The organism is Jeotgalicoccus halotolerans (genome assembly GCF_003387165.1).
Classification (GTDB): domain Bacteria; phylum Bacillota; class Bacilli; order Staphylococcales; family Salinicoccaceae; genus Jeotgalicoccus; species Jeotgalicoccus halotolerans.
Genome location: NZ_QUMW01000009.1, coordinates 119811 through 142546, shown reverse-complemented (window position 1 = coordinate 142546; position 22736 = coordinate 119811). Strand labels below are relative to the sequence as shown.

Genomic DNA, 22736 nt, shown 5'->3' with positions numbered 1-22736 from the left:
AAACTCATGTACGATACGATAGTAATCGGCGGCGGTGTCAGCGGAATTATGGCAGCCTACGCTGCAAGTTTAAACAATAACAAGGTGCTTTTAATCGAAAAGAATAAAAAGCTCGGCAAAAAACTGCTGATTTCAGGCGGCGGACGCTGCAATGTTACCAACCGTCTGCCTTATGAAGAAATTATTAAACATATACCGGGTAACGGAAAATTTCTATACGGCCCATTTTCTGTCTTCGACAATGAATCAATTATTAATTTCGTCGAATCCAATGGTGTAAAATTAAAAGAAGAAGACCATGGCCGGATGTTCCCGGTTTCGAACAAAGCAAAAGATGTGCTGAATGTATTTTTAGAACAGCTCGACCAGAATAAAGTGGACATTCGTTTTGAAACGGAAGTTGCTGCAGTATTAACTGAAGACGATAAAATTACCGGCGTAAAGACAAGCGATGGAGATACATTTAACGCCCGCAATGTCATTATTACGACCGGCGGCAAAAGTGTGCCGCAGACAGGCTCTACAGGTGACGGCCACAAATTTGCAAAAACACTTGGGCATACAGTCACCGACCTGTTTCCGACCGAAGTACCGATTACATCCAATCAGCGTTTTTTCACTGACGGTTCCTTAAAAGGCATCAGTCTTGACGACGTTGCTTTATCTGTCTTAAAGAAAAACGGGAAACCCCGTGTTACTCATCAGATGGATATGATTTTTACTCATTTTGGCGTGAGCGGCCCTGCTGCCCTCCGCTGCAGCCAGTTCGTCTATAAAGAGCAATTGTCTCAGAAGAAAGAAAACATTAAAATGCAGCTCGACTTTTTCCCGCAGTATACGATGGGTGAAATGCAGGAATACATTAATAAAACTGTAAAAGATAATATAGATAAAAGTTTGAAAAACATTTTAAAAAATATACACCAGGAACGGCTGATTAATTTCATGCTTGAGTATTTAAAAATCGACGGCAGCACCAGCGGCCACCACGTATCGAATCAGCAGAAACAAGCGCTAGTTGAATTTTTCAAACGCTTTACTTTTAACGTTAACGGCACTCAGTCAATTGAAAAAGCCTTTGTTACAGGCGGCGGCGTTAACTTAAAAGAAATTAACCCGTCTACCATGTCGAGCAAGTTAATCGAGGGGCTCCACTTTGCAGGAGAAGTGCTGGATATTCACGGCTACACCGGCGGATACAATATTACAAGCGCACTGGTCACCGGCTATGTGGCAGGGTATCACTGTTCGAACAGATAAACTGGTTTAACTAATGTATTTAATCCCGTGGTTCAACCCTCGCTTCACAAGAGGAGAGTGGCGTTGTTAATCGGGAGCGTTGGATTCACAACAGGGGTATACCGTTGTTAACCGCACCGCAAAACCCATTGGATAATTTAAAACTCGTACGTTATCTTTCCTAGGGCATCTCTTGAGCCTGTCGTCTCAAGCTGATGCTATTCTCCTGGGATTCTAACGTACGAGTTTTTTGGAAAAAGCACCGCTCCGGGCCTGATTGCAGACCGGAGCGGTGCTTTTCATTAATTAGCTACAATATTTACTAATTTTTGTGGTACAACGATTACTTTACGTATTGTTTTTCCTTCTATTGCTTCTTTAATTTTTTCATCAGCCAGTGCAAGTTCTTCAATTGCTTCTTTTGTGAGGTCTCTTTCAATTTCCAGTTTATTCTTAACTTTGCCGTTAACCTGTACAACGATCTCCACTGTGTCTTCTACAAGTTTTGATTCATCGTAGGCAGGCCATTCTGCATAGGCAACTGTTTTTTCGTTGCCTAAAATACTCCACAATTCTTCCGCGATGTGCGGCGCTACAGGAGACAGCAGTTTAACAAAGTTTTCGATATAAGACTTGCTGACTTCTTCAGCTTTGTAGGCTTCATTTACGAATACCATCAGCTGTGAAATACCCGTGTTAAACAGCAGCGATGCAAAGTCTTCCGTTACTTTCTTCACAGTTTCATTATAAACTTTATCGAGATCAGGTGTTTCTTTGTCGACGATTTTCGCTGCAGGTTCACCTGTTTCTTCATTAACTATGAGTCTCCATACACGGTCTAGGAATCTTCTTGCTCCGTCGAGTCCGTTTTCACTCCATGCGATTGATGCATCGAGCGGCCCCATGAACATTTCATACAGTCTCAGCGTATCTGCCCCATGAGAATAAATAATATCATCCGGATTTACTACGTTGCCTTTTGATTTACTCATCTTCTCGTTGCCTTCACCTAGGATCATTCCCTGGTTGTACAGCTTCTGGAATGGTTCTTTCGTTGGAACAACGCCAAGGTCGTACAGAAACTTGTGCCAGAATCTTGCGTAAAGTAAGTGCAGGACCGCATGCTCTGCACCGCCGATATATAAATCTACAGGCAGCCAGTGTTTAAGTTTTTTGGGATCAGCCAGCTGTTCCGTATTGTGCGGATCGATAAAACGCAGGAAGTACCAGCTGCTGCCGGCCCACTGCGGCATTGTATTTGTTTCACGGCGGCCTTTAACGCCGTCTTCACGAACTACGTTAACCCAGTCAGTGTTGTTTGCAAGCGGTGATTCGCCTGTACCTGACGGTTTGATTTCAGTCATTACCGGCAGTTCGAGCGGCAATTCTTCTTCAGGAACTGTCGTCATCGTGCCGTCTTCCCAGTGAATTACAGGAATCGGCTCACCCCAGTAACGCTGGCGGCTGAACAGCCAGTCTCTTAACCTGTAAGTGATTTTTGCTTCACCGGCATTTTTCTCTTCGAGAAGTTCAATTGCTTTCTTAATACCGTCCTCGAGGCCAAGTCCATCGAGCTCTCCAGAGTTAATGTGCACACCTTCGCCGGTAAATGCTTCCTCTTCTATGTTTCCGCCCTTAAGCACCGGAAGTATCTTAAGATCAAACTGCTTAGCAAATTCATAGTCGCGTTCATCATGCGCCGGAACAGCCATAATTGCACCAGTACCGTAAGACGCTAAAACGTAGTCCGCGATCCAAATCGGCAGTTTTTCTCCGCTTAATGGATTAATTGCATAAGCACCTGTAAACACACCGGTTTTTTCTTTCGCAAGATCAGTACGTTCGAGCTCACTCTTATGCGCCGCTTTTTCCTGATAAGCTTTAACCGCTTCACTTTCTTCATCAGAAGTAATTTTATCAATTAATTTATGTTCTGGAGAAAGAACTGCATACGTTGCTCCGTATATCGTATCCGGACGTGTTGTAAACGCAGAGAATGACTCATCGAAACCATCGATTTCAAAAGTGACGTTTGCCCCTTCTGATTTGCCGATCCAGTTGCGCTGCATATCTTTTAATGATTCAGGCCAATCGAGATCATCAAGGTCTTCCAGTAAACGGTCAGCGTATTCAGTAATACGGAGAATCCATTGTCTCATAGGTTTCCTTACTACCGGATGGCCGCCACGTTCACTCTTGCCGTCAATAACTTCTTCATTGGCGAGCACTGTGCCGAGTGCTTCACACCAGTTCACAGGTACTTCATCTACGTAGGCAAGTCCTTTTTTATACAGCTGGATGAAAATCCATTGCGTCCATTTGTAGTATTCAGGATCTGTCGTGTTAATTTCTCTGTCCCAGTCGTAGCTGAAACCAAGTTCTTTGATCTGACGGCGGAAGTTATCGATATTCTTCTCGTTAAAAGCATGAATATCATTGCCGGTGTCAATTGCATACTGCTCTGCAGGCAGACCAAAGGCGTCCCAGCCCATAGGGTGGAGCACATTGTAGCCCTGCATGCGTTTCATGCGGCTGACGATATCTGTCGCTGTGTAGCCTTCCGGATGACCGACGTGAAGTCCGGCACCTGAAGGGTACGGGAACATATCGAGGGCGTAAAATTTCTCTTTGCCGATTTCGTCTTCGGTTTTAAATGTTTTGTTGTTTTCCCAGTACTGCTGCCATTTTTTTTCGATGTCTCTGTGTTTAAACGTCATTGGTTTTCCTCCTATTAAATAAAAAAATCCCATATCTAAAAAAGATATGGGACGATCTATACGACCGCGGTACCACCCGCATTCACATTATGTGCAACTTTAAAAGATATGAAATTAACACAGACAAGTTCACTTGACGTTAATACCGGTTCCCACCAGCCACCGGCTCTCTTAAAGAAACGTTTCTGCTACTGCTTCTGATACTAATAATATAGCTGAATTTCATTAATATAGCAAGGCTGTCTGCCTTCAACAGATAAGAGCAGTTTTTTCTTATCCAGGCCGCCGGTATATCCGCCGAGCGTATTGTTGCTCGCGATGACTCGGTGGCATGGAATAATAATCGAAATCGGATTTTTACCATTGGCATTGGCAACAGCACGCGAATAATTGCTGCCGCTGATGCGTTCAGCAAGCACCTTGTAGCTGATTGTTTCCCCGTACGGAATCTGCCGGAGCTCTTTCCAAACTGACTTCTGAAACGGAGTACCGTGAGTTTCCGGCTTAATTTTCACCCCAAAAGTTTCGCGTTCTCCGCTGAAATATTCGTTTAGTTCGCTGATGCACTGCTTAATTACTTTATCCGGCTTATCAGACGTCTCCGGATCGTCAGCATAGTCGATTCTTATAATCGCATCATCCAGAGATTCAATTCTGAGCCAGCCGATATCAAATTTATGATAATATACAGTACTTGTCATGATCATCAGTCCTTATAGGTAATATTATAGCCTTCATCATACTTCGCACCCGTTTTTCTTAAGAGAAACACATAGGATAAAATACTTAAAATAATCAGCACCCCGATAACTATCAGCATAGTCCCGTGCTTCAGCACGTATTCTTCTCCGTTAAAGCCGACGGTAAACTGTGTCATATATCCCATTAAAAATATCAGGGCAAAAATAGTCACTGAAATAATAATATTCGCAGCTGTATCAAGACGCTGTGCCGGATTCTTTTTGGACACAACAGGGTTCATTGCCCCGAGCAGCATGCCGAGCGGCGCAATTGTCAGCACGAGCAGCACCGATATCCCCACTGCATAAATTAAAGTCGTGACCGGCACATCCAGTATAAAGTAAATAATAATTGTAATTATAATATACATTGGTGTAATCGTTATAAAATTATATAAATATTTTGCTTTGGCAATATCGAGGCCGCTGACCGGCATCATTTTTAAAAAGTCATACGTACGAGCGTCTCTTGCGGTATTCATCGCAGCGACAAACAGTGAAATCATAATCGAACCTGCAAAGGCAATTGAAATCAGTACCTGGTCATCCGATGATGATTCACCGCCGTAAATCAGCGGATTTGAAGTCAGCAAAAATAAAAAGACAAACGGGAACAAATATTGCGGCAGCACTGCCGACCATTCTTTAAAGTCACGTTTTGTCATGGTCATATCTTTTTTCAAAAGAGCACGGACCGGTGAACCTGTTTCCGCTGCTGCGGTTTTTTTGTGCTCTAAATTTCCTGCAGTCGCCGTTCCTTTAACAAAAGCGGCAGTAACGTAATTCAGGACGAGTGCAATTAAAGCTGGGGATGCAGCTGCAAAAACAAGCAGGAGCAAAATGTATTTCAGCATTTCCGGATCATATAGAAAGCCTGAAAAGATAAAGTCAACATTCGGCATCATGTTGATTACCGGTCTTAAATACTGGCCGCCTGCCATTATAATGAAGTAAGGCAGCACACTTGCGACGCCGCCGAAGAGCGTTAAAATCTCACCGACACGTCTCGCTGACGACACTTTCGTCACAAGAAATACGACAATATAGGCAGCCGCTGTACTGAGTGCTCCAATAAACAGAAAATAAACGATACTGCTTACTGCGAGCATCGGCGCTTCATATCTTGCAGAAAGCGTCAGCCCTGCAGCTAAACTGATAAAAAGTACAACCGGCAGTACTTTAAAGGTAAACTGATAAAATAATTTTACCGAAAATACTGCCCTCGGCGTAACAGGCAGCACTAAATATGAATCGATATTTTTATCCATAAACATTTCTTTAATAATGCCGTTCACTAAAAACAGTGACAATACAGGTACAAGAAACAGCGACAGCAGCAGAAGAGCTTTACCAATCAGCACTTCTTCTGCATTAAAAAGAAATATATTTAAAACCATCCATACTGCCGGAACAAGCATAACGAGCAGGATAAATGCGAGGAATAAATACAATATTATCTTCCCCGTACCAAGTGCTTTAAAATAATTCAGTCTGGACTGGGCCTCAACTTTCAGTATGCTCTTGAACATGTACGTCCTCCCCGTCTGTGAGTGCCAGGAATATATCCTCGAGCGTCCTGCCCACCCCTGCCTGTTCGCGCAGTTCAGCAAGCGTTCCAAGCGCCTTAATCTCACCTTGATAAATGATACATATTCTGTCCGCGATTTCTTCTGCGAGACTTAACGTATGCGTGGTCAGAAAGACCGTATTCCCCTGTCGCACGTAGTCCGTCAAATAATTTTTAAGTTCGCGGTTGCTTTTCGGGTCGAGGCCGACATTCGGTTCATCGAGGAAAATAACTTCCGGAGAATGCATCAGCGCACCGATCACGGCAAGTTTCTGACGCATGCCGTGTGAATATTCTTCGACCAGCACACCGAGATCATTACCGAGTTCGAACATGTTAACGAGTTCTTCGCGTTTATTTTTATACGTCTCTTTATCCATCTTGTAAATGCTCGCAACGAAGTTTAAATATTCGTTGCCGGTCAGTTTGCCGATAATATCGGGGGTGTCGGGTACGAAACTGATCTTTCTTTTCAGCTCCGTATTGTTTAAATGCATAGGTTCGCCCAGTATTTCAACGGAACCATCCGATGGTTCAAGGAGTCCCATCAGCATTTTTATCGTCGTGGATTTACCGGAACCGTTCGGCCCGAGATAAGCAAACAGCTCCCCTTTTTTAACTGAAAGATTTATGTTTTTAACGGCTGTCTTCTCGCCGTATTTTTTAGTTAAATTACTGGCAGTAATCATTAAAGACCCAACCTTCTTATGATAAAATTAATAGAAATTGAAAGGATTGATATTATGCTGCAAAGAATACTCCCTGCAGGAAAGGATTTCATTAAAGAAATTGTTAGCGCAGAAGATATATTAGTCGATGCCACCTGCGGCAACGGCCACGATACAGCTTTTCTCAGCCGCCTTGCACCGGACGGCCATATATACAGCTTTGATGTACAGGCTGAAGCAATAGACAGCGCCCGTGAAAAATACCAGGCCGACAATATTTCATTCGTGCACGACGGCCATGAAAATATATCCAAGTATATCAGCACCCCTGTAAAAGCAGGTATTTTTAACCTCGGCTATCTTCCCGGCGGCGATAAATCAATTACGACTGTTTACGATACTACGATTACAGCAGTCGATGCCTTGTTTAATTTACTGACCCCCGGCGGCCGGATAATAATCGTTATCTACCACGGCCACGACAGCGGGAAAATCGAACGGGATGCGCTGCTTGAAAACTTGTCGGCCTGGCCGCAGGATAAGGCGCAGGTGCTCAAGTATCAGTATATTAACCAGAAAAACAGCGCGCCGTTTCTGCTGGTAATAGAAAAATTGAAGTAAGAATATATTCTTACTTCAATTAATCCGTTATTATACCTATTGAAAACAGCTGCGCATTAAAGAACTGCGTCATTAAATAATACGGATATTCTATATTTTCTCTTTGGAATATGCTGTGTTCCTCTGAATTCAGCATTGTAAAACGGAAATCATCCGACAATGCCCGCTTTATATACTTCGCAGATAAATAAGGATTGATAATCTGATCGTCATTGCTCATTACTGTTAATATGGGCACGCCGCTGACTTCCTCCATGTTCTCCGATGTCAGTTTCATCTGATTGATAATGGTCTTGTACCACTGGTAGCTCACCCTGTCGACAATCAGTTCATCTGCTTTATAACGCTCTAAGAACCGCTTATCCTGTGTAAAGTAATTCATTTTAATCCCGAGATTAAATCTCGCTTCATCATTGGTTACGCGCACGCTCGTCAATATTGTATTTTTGCGGTTCATAAATGACTGTTTAAATGACAAGAGCGGGTTTAAGGCGACGATGCCGTCGGATTGAATTCTGTTCTGTCTGTGCGCTTCCAGTGCAATTAAAGCACCGAGCCCCTGCCCGATTATAAAGGTCGGCAGATCGTACTGCACCGCGAGTGAATGCCACTCCGCCACTCTTTCCATATACTGTTCAAAGCTGTTGATATGACCTTTGTTTACACGCGTTGTCTGACCGTGTCCCGGCAGGTCTCCGATAATGACATGATAGCCGTCACGGCGCAGTTTTACCGTCAGCTCATCGTAGTACTCATGGTGTTCCAGCAAATCGTGAACAATGACCACGACACCCTTTGGTTCGTTTTCTGTCTCCCACTTCCACATAAGCTTTCTCCTTACAAATAAATGCAAATTTGATATGATGAATTTATTATAACATTTGAGATGGGAAAGGAAATTTAAAATGATAATAGATTATAAAAATCATACACCAAAAATTAGTGACTCTGCCTTTATCGCACCAAATGCGACAATAATTGGAGATGTTGAAATCGGAGAAAATTCATCAGTATTTTTCGGTTCGGTCGTCCGGGGTGATATTGCTCCTGTCCGTATCGGCAATAATACGAACGTTCAGGACTTATCTGTTCTGCACCAGACACCGGGTTTGCCGCTTACACTGGAAGATAATGTAACAATTGGCCATAAGGTGACACTGCACAGCTGCACTGTAAAACAAGGTGCACTGGTCGGCATGGATTCAATTGTGCTCGATGAGGCAGTTATCGGTGAAAATGTCTTTGTCGGTGCGGGCTCGCTCGTTACGGGAGGAACAGTTATCCCTCCGAATACGCTTGCTTTCGGACGTCCTGCAAAAGTGGTCAGAGAGTTGACCTCAGAAGACCTTGAGGAAATGAAGCGTATCAACGAGACATACGTTGGTCACATTCCCAACTATAAAAAATAAATAAATAATATTTTTTATACCCTTTCTTAGTAAAAAGACGATATAATGAATTAAGCATAAAAAGAAAACGCTTTATTTAACAGGAGGATTAGCAATGGGAGTAGTTAGGGATATTTTTATCGGTTTATCTGAGAACAAAATTTTAAATGATGCATCAAAACAAATGGGGCTCAGGTTTGGTGCGCAAAAAGTCGTCGGAGGTACAGGTGTAAGTGACACTCTCAGTTGTCTTTCCGACATAAATAATCAGGGTATGAGTGTAACTTTCGACAATCTTGGAGAATTCATATCCGACCGCGGCGAAGCTCTGAAAGAAAAAAATAATATTATTAAAATGATTAAAGCAATACAAAAAGAAGGCATCGATGCTCATGCGTCAGTTAAACTGTCTCAAATCGGTTTACATATCGATGAAACTTTTTGTTATAACAATATAAAAGAAATTTTAGAGACAGCAAAAGAAACAGACTTGTTCGTCAATCTGGATATGGAAAACTACGTGTCAAAAGAACCGTCACTTAATATTCTAGACAAGCTTTTGAAAGAGTATGACAACGTGGGCACAGTGATTCAGGCATATTTTTATGATGCTAAAAAAGACGTCAGAAAATATAAAGACAATCGCATACGTTTAGTTAAAGGCGCCTACAAAGAACCTGCAACACTCGCTTATCAGAATAAATCTGATATCGACCAGTCGTATTTTGAAATTATTAAAACACACTTAGTAGAAGGCAGCGGGTTCACTTCAATTGCGACACATGACCACAACATTATTGAAAAAACGATTCGCTTTATCGAAACGCAAGGTATTTCAAAAGACAAATTTGAATTCCAGATGCTGTACGGTTTCCGTAAAGACTATCAGCAGGATCTGGTCGCCCGAGGCTATAACATGTGTGTCTATGTACCGTACGGAACAGACTGGTACGCCTACTTCATGAGAAGATTGGCAGAGAGACCTCAAAACCTTAACCTGGTTGTTAAGTCTCTGACTTCAAGCAAAAAAGTACAAGCCGGTGCTGCAGCGGTTGCTGCGGTGGCAGGACTTGCACTTGTGCGTAAAGCAATTAAAAACTAAGATTAGATTGGATTTTTTATGAATAAATATTTAAGTATAGGCGCAGGTGCAGCACTCGGTGCACTTTTGCGCTTTTTACTATCCATAGGCGCGCTGACACTGCAGCTGCCGTTTTTCAGCGGTACTTTAATAGTGAATATGGCCGGTGCTTTGTTAATCGGGTTCTTTATCGCAAAAGAATTAAAACCGTCGATGCACAGTTTTTTAATTACGGGATTCCTCGGCAGTTTTACGACATTTTCGATGCTGAGTTATGAACATTATCTGCTGCTTTCCTACGGGGATTATGCCATGTTTCTTGTTTATCTCGGCAGCAATCTTATCCTCGGAGTCATCGCTGTCTTCCTTGGATTTACGCTCGGAGGCAAAAAAGTAAATGATTAATATACTGACAATGATGGTTGCAGCAGGACTTGGTGCAAGCCTGCGCGCGTATATACACCAGCTCCCCGTTTTTAAAGATAACGATATACCTTATAATACGATGGCAATCAATATACTGGGTTCCTTTTTGATGGGCTTTACGGTAATGATCGTTGTAGAAAATACCCAGTATTACTTAATTATCGTTACCGGATTTCTAGGCGGCTTTACGACATATTCACAATTTGCATTAGATCAGTTTAACCTCCTCCGGGAAAAGAAAACAAAATTGTTCTTTAAATATTCGCTGTCCACGGTGTTCTTTACACTTGTTGCAGTAGCCTTCGGCTTAATTGCGGGCAGTATGTTTGTTTAAGCATAAAATAATACCTCTGATTCAAGATGAATCGGAGGTATTTTTGTGTTTAGAAACTATTTCTACGCCGCTACTCCGAGCGGTGAGAAGATTATATAACTGGCGACAACAACTGCAAGGACTGCAATTCCTGCGACATATCTGTATTTCCAAGGTGTCATATCCACTTTTGAGAAGTCTTTGCTTAAATCAAATTCATTCGATGGATACAGTTTGTTAAATATCAGCAATACAGCAAGGTCTATAAAGAAGAGTACGCTCAGTATATATAAATAATGTACATCGCTTAACAGCAGGTTTGCCGATGTATACAAAACTATATGTGTAATAAAGGTTACTTTCGCACCAAGTTTCGATGTCTTCTTCGCAAAGAATCCGACTACAACAAGGATCAGAACAGGCAGACTGTATATACCGTTAAACTGCTGCACCACCGCATACAGTCCTGACGGGAAAAACGAAATAACCGGTGCAAGTATCACTACTATTACACCTACAATTATAGTTGTGATTCTTCCCACTACTGCTAATCTTCTGTCTGAAGTTTTTTTATTTATAAATGATTTGTAAAAGTCGAGTGAGAACAAGGTCACTGTACTGTTGAGTGACCCGACAAATGAACTCAATATGGCCCCGAAAATAATCGCCCCGAAGATACCAAAGGCCCATTCAGGTAAGATTGTATTAATCAGCATCGGATATGCATTATCAGCTGTACTCCCTACAGCGCCATTGAATATGTTAAATGCAATAATACCCGGCAGTACTAAGAAAAGTGCACCGAATATTTTAAATATGCTTAAGTATATGGCGCCTTTCTGCGCTTCTTTTAAGCTTTTCGCAGCTAGTGCTTTTTGCACAATCATCTGGTTTGTACACCAGAAAAACAAGTTATTAAAGAACATCCCGAACATCAGGGTCGGCCACGGTACAATCGTTGAATCTACTGCACCCCAGGCGTTTAATTTCTTAGGAGTTTCTTTAACAATGTGGTCGAAGCTATGCAGATAGCTTCCATCTCCTAAATATTTAAGCGCAAGCACCGTGACAAGCAAGCCGCCGAATATCAGGCCGATGCCGTACAGCGTATCACTGTAGGCACTGAGTGACAGTCCGCCGATAAATAAATACAGTATACCGACAGCGCCGATTACCGCTGCGATAATAATAACTGCAGTATTATCGCTCACATTCAGAAATTCGCTGACCTTAAATAACTGATTAAACACCAGTGATCCCGAATATAAAACAACCGGCAGGAACGATACTATATACGTGAATATAAATAAAAGTGATACGAGTCTTTTAGTAAAAACGTCGTAACGCATTTCAATAAATTCTGAAATCGTGCTGATTCCATATTTTAAATACTTAGGCAAAAACACCCAGCACAAAAGCACTACTGCGACTGCCGCCGTTACTTCCCATGCCATAACTTCCATACCTGCAACAAAGCTCTGGCCATTCTGTCCGACGAGCTGTTCGGTTGATAAGTTTGTCATGATTATTGTAGAAGCTACCGCAAAACCGGCCAGGCTGTGTCCGCCCATAAAATATCCGGATGCACTGTTTTTATTTACACTTCTAGATCTGAAATATGCATATAATGTGACGCCGATAATTACTATTAAAAATAAAATAATAGACAAAACATTCATAGCTAAATCTCTCCTTAATTAAATGATGTTAATTAATAAGCAGTTCATTCAGCTATTTAAATAAAGAATAAGTAAATTTAGCTATGATATCAAACACCGTAAAAATCCTGGGGTCCATATCTTAAATTTCCACCTCTTTAATGAAATACAATTCCAATTGAATACTAATAATTGTATAGTATTCAATTTATAAATTCTAACTTTTAATATTAAATGAATATTTTCAACTATATTTATATGTAATATAGTTTTATAACAAAAAAACCAGAGTTTCCCCTAGTTTTGATAATGCTTACGGACAAATTCCTCAATTGGCAGATGAAAGTCCTCTATGCATTCTTTAATCTTTTCATGAGACCAGTCCCACCACTTTATATCCAGCAGCGCTTCAATTACTTCATCGCTGAATCTTTTCTTAATTTCTTTAGCCGGTACTCCGACTGCAATTGCGTAGGGCTCTACATCTTTAGTAACAACTGCTCCTGCACCGATGACAGCTCCGTGACCTACCGTCACCTCAGGTGAAATAATTGCACCATGGCCAATCCACGTATCGTGACCGATTGATGTTATTCTGTTCTCTCTGTGATTAAAGAATTCACTGTCATCGTCATCACTGAAACCGTACATTTTCTTTCTGTAAGTAAAGTGATGCAGTGAAGGCCTGTCATATGGATGATCCGTCGGCCCTATTCTTACCATCGCAGCAATATTTGAAAACCTGCCTACAATCGTATTTTGTATAAAACAGAACTGTCCGGTATAGGAATAATCTCCGAGTGTACTGTTCTCAAGAAAATTAGACATACCCACTTCTGTATATATACCAAATTCACAGTTTATAATACTCGCATCATCATGAATCATTACTTCTTTGTCCAGTTGCTTATTTGAAATATTCATTTCCTTCCTCCACCATGTTAATACTTATAATTTTAACTTGGTGCCATGTTTCACGATGTAAAGTAAGTATTAATATTGTAGAGAACCGGTAAAATTATCCCAGTTTTCTGTACTGCTGCTGATGGGAAGAAGTTTTTTCAATTGCTTCAACTGATTTTTTCTTCTGGACCTTTTCTAAAAACAAGCGTCCGAGACTGCTTCTTTTTTCCGTTTTAATCCTATTCCACTTATAACCTTTGAAGAGATCTTTCAGCAGAAAAACTTCACCCTTTTTTAAATTCTTCGTTTCCTGCCACGCTTTTTTAATAATCTCCTTCTCATTTTTAGCCATCATTACCACCTCAGACTTTTTGATTACATTATTAATACCCAATTATCACAAGATATAACAATTAAAGTACTGAGTTTGCAATCAACATATCTATTTCGCGAATGTCTATTTTCTTATCGAGTTTAATTTTAAAATTACCTGTTCTTGTCCACAACTCAATTTCAGCGTTAAAATCAAACATACCTTTAGCATTTTCCGATGACCATATATCAATGATTTTATAAGGAATAGAGTAGATTTCAACTTTCTTTCCAGTCATTCCCTGTGAATCACGCACAATAATACGTTTATTAGTAAATGTGACACTGTCGCGGAATGTTTTATACGATTCAACCGCTTCTTCTCCATTAACCAGCATTACTTTTATATCTTCCGGTACTGGAATTTCAGCGAATAATGTCACTTCGAGAATATTATTAACTTCCATAATTTTACCCCTGTCTTTTAGTTTTATTTATTTATATTCAGTAATCTGCATGCGGTTAACAGCAGAACATTCGCACCATTTACCAGCTGTTCTGGTGATGTATATTCCAATGGGTTGTGACTGACACCGTCTTTACTTGGAACGAAGATCATCGCTGACGGTGCAATCCGGTTAATCATCTGGGCATCGTGACCTGCGCCTGATGTCATTAATTTCGAACTTAAGGTTAACTCTCCTGCAGCTGCGACAATATTTTCTACAATCGACTTATCAAATATTACCGGCTCAAAAATCGCAAATTCAGTCGCCTCTACACCTATTTTTCCTTCTGCTTTAATTTCTTCCAGTGTATCGCGGACTAACTTCTGCGCTTCATGGAAACCTTTTTCTGTCGGACTTCTCATATCGAGTGTAAATGTTGCTTTTGACGGTATAATTGTTGCGGCATTCGGTTCGAGCTGAATTGATCCGAGCGTTGCAACTGTGTCGAGTTCATTTTTATTAATATAATTATACAGCGTTGACATAAAGTATGTCACTGCCTGCATTGAGTCTTTACGCAGATAGTTCGGTGTTGATCCTGCATGGTTCGCTTCTCCTCTAAAAGTAATTTCCCGTCTTGAGTTCCCTTGAAGGTTGTGAACTGCACCAATTTCGAAATCTTCCTTATCGAGTACCGGCCCCTGTTCAATATGCAGTTCAATATAGGCTTCCGGCTGAATAAAACCGGGTTCATTATTCCCCGCATAACCGATGCGTTCAAGTTCGTCACCTAATCTCAGCCCGTCTATACTCATAGTATCGAGTGCTTTTTCGAGACTTAAATCTCCTGAATATACTAAAGATCCAAGCATGCTCGGGGGAAATCTCACGCCTTCTTCATTAGTAAATGCTGCCACAGTGACCGGTCTTTTTGTCTTAATATTATTTTCTTTTAATGACTGGATTGTTTCAAGTCCTGACAGTACGCCGTAGCTGCCGTCATATATTCCGGCATCAATGACCGAGTCGATATGAGAGCCCAGCATTAAAGGTTTTTCTCCCTTATTGTGTTCTTCCTCCCAGGTTGCAAATATATTGCCGAAACGATCAATTTCAACTTTTAAGTCAAGTTCCTGAAACCAGCTGACCAGTAAATCCCTGCCCTGTTTATCTTCGTCTGTCAAAGCCAGTCTGATTAACTGTCCCTGGTCATTTCGTCCTACCTGACCCAGTTCATTAATTCTATTTAATAATCTTTCTTCATTGATTTTTAAATGGTTCACTGTGAATGCACTCCTTTTTCAATTACTTTGTTCTATACCCTGCAGCATTGAATTTATTCTAAAATTAGTTTCACAATCTCTTCTTTCGTAATACTGCCTAAATAATGACTCAGATCTATAGAAGAGAGAGCAGATAGTAAATCTTCTTCTTTGAGACGTACACCTTCAAGCACTTCTTCCACTGTCCTGATTTCCTGATTACCGAAAAAATCGCCGTAAATTTTTGCATGCTGAATTATACCGCCGTCAACATCGAGCGTAATATCAAGTGTACCTATAGAGAATCTGCCGTCTCTTGAATACTTAAATCTCGGAGACTTCCCGAAAGTCCATTCCCAGTTGCTGTATTTTTCAGCCATCAGCTGATCAATTCCGGCCCAGTCTTCATCGGTCAGTTCATATGTTTTAACTTCGCTTCTGTCAGCTGCACCAAATATTTTAAGAATCATCAGTTCAGCGAATTCAATGCTTGAAAGATTTTTATATTCTTCATCTAAATGATTTCTTAAAGCGCTGACTCTGCTGCGGACTGATTTAATTCCCTTCGATTCCATCTTCTTTTTATTCGGTTTAAGTGATTTCTCCATTTTCTCTTCGTCGATATCTAAGAGCAGACTATAGCCGTTGTAGGTCCGTCCGTTAACAACATTCATTGCGCCGCCGGAAACTTTCTTTCCATCTACATGCAAATCATTGCGTCCGCTTTTCTCCACATTTTTTAAGCCAAGTTCTTTTAATATTTCTATGGCAGGAGCATACATCTGATCAAAATTAATATCTGCACTCGCGCTAGTATTATCACTGACGAAACAGAAATTCACGCCGCCCATATCGAGATAAATAGTACCGCCGCCAGTATCCCTTCTGACCAGATTAATGCCGTTCTCTTTCATATATTCTAAATTCGCTTCTTCACGAGCGTTCTGATAGCGTCCGACCTGAACAAGCGGTTCTGTTAAGTATGGAAAGACCATATCTTCTCCTAAAAATAAATTCTTCTGCGCATAAACCTGAACAGCAAGAGCAACTGCTCCGTCGTAGATATATTTCCCGTTGCGTTTAACTTCTATAAGATACATTGATTATTGCTCCGTTTCGTATGTTTTCATTTTAATAATCTGCTGTTCTTTTTGAACATTTTCAAGCAGTGTTCTGATATCTTCCTGCAGCCAGATTGAACGTTTTCTTACAGCAGGCGGTATTCTGTAATCTTTTAAGTTCACAGTCATATACAATGCATTCTGCCTGTTTTCAGCCAGCTGCTGAAATGGGTGTTTAATAACCTGCGGTGCCATATAGCCGCAGCCGAGTTCCAGTATTAATAACTTTTTATCTGTATAAGAATCCAAGAAATTATGGAACAGTTTCTGGTCACTGAAAAACTGTTCATCTTCCACCATCCAGTCGGTGTGATTACGGCGATTCAGCTCCATAGGCGCACCGCATTCCTCACAATATGGAATCAAATCGTCAGGCACCTTCATACTCCGCTCGCGGTCGATCATTTCTTTCATTAATTCTTCATTATTATAACGTTTTGGAGTACATCCTTTTGAACACTGCAGTAAGTTATATTTACCCTGCACGTCGAATACTTTATTTTTATCAAAACCGGCTTTTTCAAAAGCATTGTCTGCGTTGGATGTAATAATATGATAATTTCTGCCTTTCAGTAATTCTTTCAGACGTATATAGGATTCTCCGAGCGGTTGACTCATATAATTTAAATCGACAAAACGGCTGAAAAATGCCCATTCTTCATTTAAATTTTCAAATTCAAATACGCTTGCTTGAAACATATCGAGCCAGCGGTATGTTTCAATGAATTCAGGAAAATTTTGTGTAAATCTCGGTCCTGCATATGTAAAACCATCTGCTGCCGCCATGCCTGCACCAACACCGATTAATACAGCATCCGCTTCATCAAGCGCCATGGCCAATTTGCTTGAAGCAGTTAAATACTCGCCATTTGACAGTACATGCCATGATGTTTTATTCATATTCTCAATCCTTTAATAAATTCTTAAAACTTCTTTTAAAACTACTATAACAGATTAAAAACCGCGGTGATTGATATAATCACCGCGGTTTTTAAAAGTATATATTCAGTTATTCTTCCCCGCTCAGTTTAACGAGAATTTTAGCCTGAGACTTATCTTCAATTAATTTATTGAAGCCTTTTTCTATCACTTCATCGAGTTCTATTTCTTCAGTAATCATCAGCGACGGATCAATCTGGCCGCTTTCAATCATTTTTACAGTCGCTTCAAAGATATCCGGTTCATAACCTAAAGAACTTGATATTCTTACTCCTGAAGCTGTCAGCATCATCGGATTAAAATCGATTTCTTTTTCAAAGATGGAAACAATGCAGACCATGCCTCTCGGTCTAGTCGACTGAATAGACTGTTCAAGTGTCTGTTTCACACCCGCGACTTCAAATGTCCGGTCGACACCGTCCGGGTAAATCGACTTAATATACTCTACAGGATTTTCTTTACCGCTGTTTATAGTATGTGTTGCACCAAATTCTTTAGCTTTCTCGAGGCGCTCATCCGATAAATCAAAGGCAAAGATATCTTTCGCTCCGGCTGCACGTGCAGCTAATATAGTCACAAGACCGATAGGACCTGCACCGTAGACCGCAACCGTTTCGGAGAACTTAAGTTCCGATTCACGGATTGCCTGCAGCGCAACTGCTGTCGGCTCTACCAAGGCACCGATTTTCAAGGAAGTACTGTCTTTCAGTTTAACAATGTTTTCTGCAGGTACGACGACAAAATCAGCAAAACCGCCGTCATCCCCGAGACCGATAAACGTTCCTTCTTTATAGAAATCGTATAAAGGATTGTCATGCTGCTTATTTGTCAGAACAGGGTTGATAACAACCTTATCTCCGGCAGCCAGTCCCTCAACTTCTTCTCCGACTTCTTCTATTACACCGCTGAATTCATGTCCCATAATTACAGGTCTTTCTTTACCTGTCACACCATTCGGCGCGTCTCCCGGAATAAAAATTGGACCTCCGAGATACTCATGCAGATCAGTACCGCATATACCTGTCCAGGCAACTTTTACTTTAACACCCTCAGCATAAACTTTAGGTTCAGCCACTTCTTCGATTCGAACATCTTTTGTGTCATAGTATACTACTGCTTTCATAAACCACTTCACTCCTTGAATGTTTTTCTTACTTATATTATAATTTATTGCGAAAAAAATCACAAGTGTAAACTATATTTCTTCAAGAGCTTCCGGCAGAAGTATAAAACCATCTTTATCTGTGCCGAATTTTCTCGCAGCAGCCATCTCTTTATAAATCAGATAATGTCCTAAAGTACACAGGACAGCATCCAGCTTATCTTCCAGGTGCTTATGATGTTTCCGGTTAATCGCTGCTTCATCCACCATCAGTTTTTCTTTGAATCCGGATATAATACCCCGCTGTTCAAGCAGGCCAATACGTTCTGTCAGCAGCTTCATCTGACCAACTGTTTCTTCAAATGTCATTCCTTTTTTACGTTTATATTTAACCGGAAAAATATCCGGAAATAAGCCGCTTACTATACCCGTCGGAAATGTCTCAATAATATTCGAGCCCTTATCATTCATACCGATGCTGATATTTGGAAGATGTTCTTTAATTAACTGACTCAGCACCTCTCCTCTTATTCCTTTATATGCTTTAGTCATAAATGTTCTATTGGAGTTAAACGCAAACAGACGATGCCCGTGGATTCTGCCTCTCTGCAGATCGCGTTCCGCCTGACGTGAACCGGTCTCATTATTAACGACGAGCGGTGCATCGATTGCGATATGCAGCATTTCATCGCTGTAGTTTTTAATAATCTTAACGATATCTTCATCGCTGAATACTGCAGATTCAAGGATGAGCACTTCCCCGTTCTCATCCATGACACAAATGCCGCTTTCGTTTTTATAAGTCCATGCCAGATCTATCCCGATAAATTTCATTTTTATCACTCACTTTCCGAATATCATTATTGATGATACTCCAAGTATATTATAATTGTCTTAACTTATTAATATTAAGGATGGTTAAAATGTCTGAAGTGATGATTAATTCTCTCTTATCAGAACTGCCGCTTAAAAATATTCAATCTATTACTCCCTTTAATAAAGGATGGTCCAATGATCATAAGTTTATCGTTGTAACTGAAGCTAAGAAGTATTTACTTAGAATGACTGATATTAAAAATAAGCAGGCGTACCTGGAGCACAAAGACTTATTAATGCAATCTAGGGAAAAAAATATCCCTACTCACAAACTTGCTGCACATGGTGAGTGTTTAAATGATACTTATTATTTCCTGCTGCTAAACTGGATCGATGGCAATGATGCAGGAGATGTAATTAATAATTTCACTTTATCAGAGCAGTATAACTTTGGCATCAAAGCTGGGGAAATTTTAGCTGAGATTCATAGTTTTAAACCTGTCAGTGAAGACAAAGAATCATGGAAGACAAGATATAACAGAAAAATTGATAAGAAAATAAAAATGTATAATGACTGCGAATTGAAGTATGATAACGGTCACCTTTTAATGGACGCCATCAGTAAATATAGACACTTGATTGATAATAATAGAAATGTGCAGCACCACGGTGACTTTCATATTGGCAATATGCTGATTGACAGCAATAATAAGCTGCATATTATAGACTTCGACCGTCATGATACCGGTGAAGCATATGAGGAATTCAATAGAATTACCTGGTGTGCGAGTACCAGTTCCGCTTTTGCCAGCGGCAGAGTCGATGGTTATTTTAATAACGATGTGCCAGATGAATTCTGGAAACTGCTGCTTTTATATATCTCAGCTAACATGCTGTCTTCCCTGCCATGGGCACTTCCTTTTGGCGATAAAGAAATTAAAACGATGAGACGTTCCTATACTGAGATTCTCGGCTGGTATGATCGTTTTGAACTGACTATTCCGAAATGGTATAAGAAATATTAGAATCAAACATGAAAAAGCACTGAAATCATTGTTAAATGATTTCAGTGCTTTTTTTACTCGGATGCAGCTGGATATTTCTTTTTCATTCTGTTTTTAACAAACAGCAGTATCAGAACCAGTACAGCTGCAGTCGTAATAATACCGAGAATTGAATTTTGTGTTAATCCGGTCATCAGGAATCCCGTGCCTGCTGACAGTGCAATAATGATTGCATACGGCAGCTGCGTACGGATATGTTCCATATGGTCTGCAGCTGACCCTGTGGACGACATAATACTCGTATCTGATATTGGTGAACAATGGTCGCCGAATACCCCGCCGCTGATTGCCGCTCCGATAACTAGTGCCAGTTCTAAATCAAGTGCAATCCCCATAGGAATCGCAATCGGAAGCATAATTGAGAACACTCCCCATGAGCTTCCTGACGCAAAGGCAATCAGTCCGCCTAGTAAAAAGATAATTACCGGTACTAAAAATGCAGGCAGGTAGCTTCCTGCGTAATGCGCAATGACTTCTCCAAGTCCCATTTCAGTTGCGACTGTTCCTATTGACCATGCCATAACTAAAATGACAGGTACAATCATAACCTGCATAACACCGTCTACATATCCGTTCAAGAGCTCTTCCAGCGGCTGTTTGTAGCGCAGCTTTGCATACAGCATTCCTCCGGCTGAACCGAGGAAAAATCCTGTTGTAATCGCAAAGATAATGTCCGCATTTAAAAATGAGCCTGCAAGTCCGTTTGCGCTAATATCCCCAGTCCAGAATATCACACCGAAGATTCCAATAAACAATAGAGCCAGCGGAATCAGAAAACTGAAGATATCTGCATCAATCGGGGCTTCCTCTCCGGTATCTTTAACCATTAACTTATCGTATTCTCCGTATAATTTACCGGTTTTTATCGCGCGCTGTTCTGCTTTATACATCGGGCCGATATCAATTTTCATATTGATTACAAGCAGTACACCGACAATCGCAAAAATTCCGTATAAGTGGAACGGAATCATCTGTATAAATAGCGACCATGGATTTTCCGATAAACTGAGCGCTGCCAGCTGGGTCGCGATTAGACCCGTAATAAACGGTGCGTACACACTAATCGGTGACATCGAAGCAACCGGGCTCCCCATCGAATCGACGATGTATGCGAGTTTAACACGCGATATCTTTAAGCGGTCAGTAATCGGCCGCGTGACAGTTCCGAGTATTAATACCGGTTCTGTGTAAGAAAACAGGAAGGCGCTTGCCCAGACAAAGTTCTGGCCTTTCTGACGCGTATTCACTTTCTTCGTCGCAAATTCTGCAAATGCCTTGCCGGCCCCTGTAGAACGAAGCACATTAATGAATCCGCCAGTAAATACAACCAGCAGAATAAGTGACGCATTCCACGGGTCCGCAATTGACGGAACCATAATTTCATTCACTGTATATGTAAAGCCTGAAACGGGATTCCAGCCGTTCATTACCGTTGCACCAAACCATACACCTAAAAATAAGGCAACGACGGTCTGTTTAGTAATGATGGCAATAATAATTGCCAATAGCGGCGGAAGCAGTGATAACAAACCATATTCCATCTCGTAAACACCCTTCTCACTTGTAATATCAATATCTTTTAATAATACATCAGTCCGGGCTTTATGAAAACAGGAAAAAGGCAGAGCATAAGCTCCGCCTCTACCTTAATCTTTAATTATTAATCACTGTTGTGGTCATGACCGCGGTTGTCGCTGCGGTTAATATCGCCGCTTCCATGTCTTCAACCGCCTTGCTGACCGCTTTGCCGTATTCGTTATTATCAATTATCTCATCCAGTTTTTTCTCAGCAGCTTTCTTATCTTTTTTACCGAACACTTCTGCTGTTAAATCACATGTTTTTATTATACTTAATAAGAGTGCAATTTCAGGATCAGGCGCTTTACCGTTAAATACAATATCTTTGACATGCGCTCTGATTGCCTGCTCCGGACGGTCATCCACCGTAGGATAGACATTTGTATTGAAAAAGAAAAAATACGTTTTATCCTCTTCTTTTAATATGCCTTTATCGACTAATGATAAGTATACCGGGTCATGTACCGCTTTCGTATTATTGGCAAAATGGTTTACCCAGTATTCCACTGTACGCGCTTTATGATCGGCTTTAATTTCTTCAATCACAGAATTGAAGTACGATACTTCGGTCAATGTATCATCGATTATAATTACTTTATCATCTTCAAGGCTCAGGCGTTCCATCATAGCGAGCTCTGCCAGTATAGAACCGGCGAGACCGTATCCCAGGCTCGCTGACGACACTGATGTACCTTTTTCATCGTCGGTACCAAGTAAGATGAGTGATTCTGCTATTGTAAACATAAAAGACACCTCCTGGGGTCACTTATCA

At 40.9% G+C, this 22736-nt stretch carries 23 protein-coding genes; 7 read left to right on the top strand and 16 right to left on the bottom strand.

The window, feature by feature from the left end; translation table 11 throughout:
* Positions 1 to 6 precede the first annotated feature (6 nt).
* Complete coding sequence (locus DFR63_RS02015) at positions 7 to 1260, top strand: BaiN/RdsA family NAD(P)/FAD-dependent oxidoreductase (protein ID WP_115884076.1); 1254 nt, start codon at positions 7 to 9, stop codon at positions 1258 to 1260.
* Between the two features lie 281 nt (positions 1261 to 1541).
* Here the strand turns inward: DFR63_RS02015 and leuS are convergent, their stop codons facing one another.
* The 4 genes from leuS to DFR63_RS01995 form a co-directional block, all read right to left on the bottom strand.
* Entirely contained in the window at positions 1542 to 3956 is a 2415-nt protein-coding gene (leuS, locus tag DFR63_RS02010) for a leucine--tRNA ligase (RefSeq protein ID WP_115884075.1), read from the bottom strand.
* Between the two features lie 203 nt (positions 3957 to 4159).
* Entirely contained in the window at positions 4160 to 4657 is a 498-nt protein-coding gene (locus tag DFR63_RS02005) for a methylated-DNA--[protein]-cysteine S-methyltransferase (protein ID WP_115884074.1), read from the bottom strand.
* A 5-nt stretch (positions 4658 to 4662) separates the two neighbouring features.
* Positions 4663 to 6225, bottom strand: coding sequence for a putative ABC transporter permease subunit (locus tag DFR63_RS02000; RefSeq protein WP_115884073.1), 1563 nt, complete (start codon positions 6223 to 6225; stop codon positions 4663 to 4665).
* The gene (locus DFR63_RS01995) at positions 6200 to 6952 is read right to left on the bottom strand and encodes an ABC transporter ATP-binding protein (RefSeq protein ID WP_115884072.1); all 753 of its coding nucleotides are present in this window, start codon (positions 6950 to 6952) and stop codon (positions 6200 to 6202) included. Before DFR63_RS01995 ends, DFR63_RS02000 begins: the two co-directional genes overlap by 26 nt.
* 51 nt (positions 6953 to 7003) lie before the next feature.
* Here DFR63_RS01995 and mnmM point away from each other — a divergent pair, with 51 nt between their 5' ends.
* Complete coding sequence (mnmM, locus tag DFR63_RS01990; RefSeq protein ID WP_115884714.1) at positions 7004 to 7552, top strand: tRNA 5-(aminomethyl)-2-thiouridylate-methyltransferase MnmM; 549 nt, start codon at positions 7004 to 7006, stop codon at positions 7550 to 7552.
* A gap of 19 nt (positions 7553 to 7571) precedes the next feature.
* Here the strand turns inward: mnmM and DFR63_RS01985 are convergent, their stop codons facing one another.
* Positions 7572 to 8378: an alpha/beta fold hydrolase gene (locus tag DFR63_RS01985; protein ID WP_115884071.1), complete on the bottom strand. Its 807-nt coding sequence runs from the start codon at positions 8376 to 8378 to the stop codon at positions 7572 to 7574.
* 79 nt (positions 8379 to 8457) lie between these two features.
* On the opposite strand from DFR63_RS01985, the gene DFR63_RS01980 reads away from it, so the two are divergent.
* From DFR63_RS01980 to crcB, 4 genes are all read left to right on the top strand, one after another.
* On the top strand, positions 8458 to 8961 hold the full coding sequence (locus tag DFR63_RS01980) for a gamma carbonic anhydrase (protein ID WP_115884070.1): 504 nt from the start codon (positions 8458 to 8460) through the stop codon (positions 8959 to 8961).
* Between the two features lie 94 nt (positions 8962 to 9055).
* Entirely contained in the window at positions 9056 to 10042 is a 987-nt protein-coding gene (locus tag DFR63_RS01975; protein ID WP_115884069.1) for a proline dehydrogenase family protein, read from the top strand.
* A gap of 18 nt (positions 10043 to 10060) precedes the next feature.
* Positions 10061 to 10426 (top strand): fluoride efflux transporter FluC, encoded by a 366-nt coding sequence (locus tag DFR63_RS01970; protein WP_115884068.1) that lies wholly within the window; start codon positions 10061 to 10063, stop codon positions 10424 to 10426.
* A complete protein-coding gene (gene crcB, locus DFR63_RS01965; RefSeq protein ID WP_115884067.1) occupies positions 10419 to 10781 on the top strand; it encodes a fluoride efflux transporter CrcB in 363 nt (120 codons plus the stop codon). The genes DFR63_RS01970 and crcB overlap by 8 nt, the downstream gene beginning before the upstream one ends.
* 62 nt (positions 10782 to 10843) lie before the next feature.
* Here the strand turns inward: crcB and DFR63_RS01960 are convergent, their stop codons facing one another.
* The 9 genes from DFR63_RS01960 to DFR63_RS01920 all read right to left on the bottom strand — a co-directional run bounded on the left by DFR63_RS01960 (position 10844) and on the right by DFR63_RS01920 (position 19340).
* Positions 10844 to 12439, bottom strand: a complete 1596-nt coding sequence (locus DFR63_RS01960) for a solute:sodium symporter family transporter (protein WP_115884066.1) — start codon at positions 12437 to 12439, stop codon at positions 10844 to 10846.
* Between the two features lie 276 nt (positions 12440 to 12715).
* A complete protein-coding gene (locus DFR63_RS01955; RefSeq protein WP_115884065.1) occupies positions 12716 to 13342 on the bottom strand; it encodes an LbetaH domain-containing protein in 627 nt (208 codons plus the stop codon).
* Positions 13343 to 13436: 94 nt separating this feature from the next.
* The gene (locus tag DFR63_RS01950; protein WP_415708138.1) at positions 13437 to 13673 is read right to left on the bottom strand and encodes a DUF1413 domain-containing protein; all 237 of its coding nucleotides are present in this window, start codon (positions 13671 to 13673) and stop codon (positions 13437 to 13439) included.
* 61 nt (positions 13674 to 13734) lie between these two features.
* Entirely contained in the window at positions 13735 to 14100 is a 366-nt protein-coding gene (locus DFR63_RS01945) for a PH domain-containing protein (protein ID WP_211313772.1), read from the bottom strand.
* A gap of 23 nt (positions 14101 to 14123) precedes the next feature.
* Positions 14124 to 15365, bottom strand: coding sequence for a M20 family metallo-hydrolase (locus DFR63_RS01940; RefSeq protein WP_115884062.1), 1242 nt, complete (start codon positions 15363 to 15365; stop codon positions 14124 to 14126).
* A 53-nt stretch (positions 15366 to 15418) separates the two neighbouring features.
* Entirely contained in the window at positions 15419 to 16444 is a 1026-nt protein-coding gene (gene lplA, locus DFR63_RS01935) for a lipoate--protein ligase (protein ID WP_115884061.1), read from the bottom strand.
* Positions 16445 to 16447: 3 nt separating this feature from the next.
* On the bottom strand, positions 16448 to 17365 hold the full coding sequence (locus tag DFR63_RS01930; RefSeq protein WP_115884060.1) for an SIR2 family NAD-dependent protein deacylase: 918 nt from the start codon (positions 17363 to 17365) through the stop codon (positions 16448 to 16450).
* Positions 17366 to 17474: 109 nt separating this feature from the next.
* A complete protein-coding gene (locus tag DFR63_RS01925) occupies positions 17475 to 18527 on the bottom strand; it encodes a 2,3-butanediol dehydrogenase (protein WP_115884059.1) in 1053 nt (350 codons plus the stop codon).
* 72 nt (positions 18528 to 18599) lie between these two features.
* Entirely contained in the window at positions 18600 to 19340 is a 741-nt protein-coding gene (locus tag DFR63_RS01920; RefSeq protein ID WP_115884058.1) for a DUF429 domain-containing protein, read from the bottom strand.
* A gap of 89 nt (positions 19341 to 19429) precedes the next feature.
* Here DFR63_RS01920 and DFR63_RS01915 point away from each other — a divergent pair, with 89 nt between their 5' ends.
* Positions 19430 to 20347, top strand: coding sequence for an aminoglycoside phosphotransferase family protein (locus tag DFR63_RS01915; RefSeq protein WP_162842259.1), 918 nt, complete (start codon positions 19430 to 19432; stop codon positions 20345 to 20347).
* A 53-nt stretch (positions 20348 to 20400) separates the two neighbouring features.
* Here DFR63_RS01915 and DFR63_RS01910 read toward each other — a convergent pair whose 3' ends face one another.
* Both DFR63_RS01910 and DFR63_RS01905 read right to left on the bottom strand, forming a co-directional pair.
* Positions 20401 to 21927, bottom strand: a complete 1527-nt coding sequence (locus DFR63_RS01910; protein ID WP_115884056.1) for a Na+/H+ antiporter NhaC family protein — start codon at positions 21925 to 21927, stop codon at positions 20401 to 20403.
* A 112-nt stretch (positions 21928 to 22039) separates the two neighbouring features.
* Entirely contained in the window at positions 22040 to 22708 is a 669-nt protein-coding gene (locus DFR63_RS01905) for a GOLPH3/VPS74 family protein (RefSeq protein WP_115884055.1), read from the bottom strand.
* Positions 22709 to 22736 lie beyond the last annotated feature (28 nt).

Bases quoted from the DNA above. Each gene is read 5' to 3' on its own strand.
- DFR63_RS02015 (WP_115884076.1), top strand. From the start codon at position 7: ATGTACGATACGATAGTAATCGGCGGCGGTGTCAGCGGAATTATGGCA.
- leuS (WP_115884075.1), bottom strand. From the start codon at position 3,956: ATGACGTTTAAACACAGAGACATCGAAAAAAAATGGCAGCAGTACTGG.
- DFR63_RS02005 (WP_115884074.1), bottom strand. From the start codon at position 4,657: ATGACAAGTACTGTATATTATCATAAATTTGATATCGGCTGGCTCAGA.
- DFR63_RS02000 (WP_115884073.1), bottom strand. From the start codon at position 6,225: ATGTTCAAGAGCATACTGAAAGTTGAGGCCCAGTCCAGACTGAATTAT.
- DFR63_RS01995 (WP_115884072.1), bottom strand. From the start codon at position 6,952: ATGATTACTGCCAGTAATTTAACTAAAAAATACGGCGAGAAGACAGCC.
- DFR63_RS01985 (WP_115884071.1), bottom strand. From the start codon at position 8,378: ATGTGGAAGTGGGAGACAGAAAACGAACCAAAGGGTGTCGTGGTCATT.
- DFR63_RS01980 (WP_115884070.1), top strand. From the start codon at position 8,458: ATGATAATAGATTATAAAAATCATACACCAAAAATTAGTGACTCTGCC.
- DFR63_RS01975 (WP_115884069.1), top strand. From the start codon at position 9,056: ATGGGAGTAGTTAGGGATATTTTTATCGGTTTATCTGAGAACAAAATT.
- DFR63_RS01970 (WP_115884068.1), top strand. From the start codon at position 10,061: ATGAATAAATATTTAAGTATAGGCGCAGGTGCAGCACTCGGTGCACTT.
- crcB (WP_115884067.1), top strand. From the start codon at position 10,419: ATGATTAATATACTGACAATGATGGTTGCAGCAGGACTTGGTGCAAGC.
- DFR63_RS01960 (WP_115884066.1), bottom strand. From the start codon at position 12,439: ATGAATGTTTTGTCTATTATTTTATTTTTAATAGTAATTATCGGCGTC.
- DFR63_RS01955 (WP_115884065.1), bottom strand. From the start codon at position 13,342: ATGAATATTTCAAATAAGCAACTGGACAAAGAAGTAATGATTCATGAT.
- DFR63_RS01950 (WP_415708138.1), bottom strand. From the start codon at position 13,673: ATGGCTAAAAATGAGAAGGAGATTATTAAAAAAGCGTGGCAGGAAACG.
- DFR63_RS01945 (WP_211313772.1), bottom strand. From the start codon at position 14,100: ATGGAAGTTAATAATATTCTCGAAGTGACATTATTCGCTGAAATTCCA.
- lplA (WP_115884061.1), bottom strand. From the start codon at position 16,444: ATGTATCTTATAGAAGTTAAACGCAACGGGAAATATATCTACGACGGA.
- DFR63_RS01930 (WP_115884060.1), bottom strand. From the start codon at position 17,365: ATGAATAAAACATCATGGCATGTACTGTCAAATGGCGAGTATTTAACT.
- DFR63_RS01925 (WP_115884059.1), bottom strand. From the start codon at position 18,527: ATGAAAGCAGTAGTATACTATGACACAAAAGATGTTCGAATCGAAGAA.
- DFR63_RS01920 (WP_115884058.1), bottom strand. From the start codon at position 19,340: ATGAAATTTATCGGGATAGATCTGGCATGGACTTATAAAAACGAAAGC.
- DFR63_RS01915 (WP_162842259.1), top strand. From the start codon at position 19,430: ATGTCTGAAGTGATGATTAATTCTCTCTTATCAGAACTGCCGCTTAAA.
- DFR63_RS01910 (WP_115884056.1), bottom strand. From the start codon at position 21,927: ATGGAATATGGTTTGTTATCACTGCTTCCGCCGCTATTGGCAATTATT.
- DFR63_RS01905 (WP_115884055.1), bottom strand. From the start codon at position 22,708: ATGTTTACAATAGCAGAATCACTCATCTTACTTGGTACCGACGATGAA.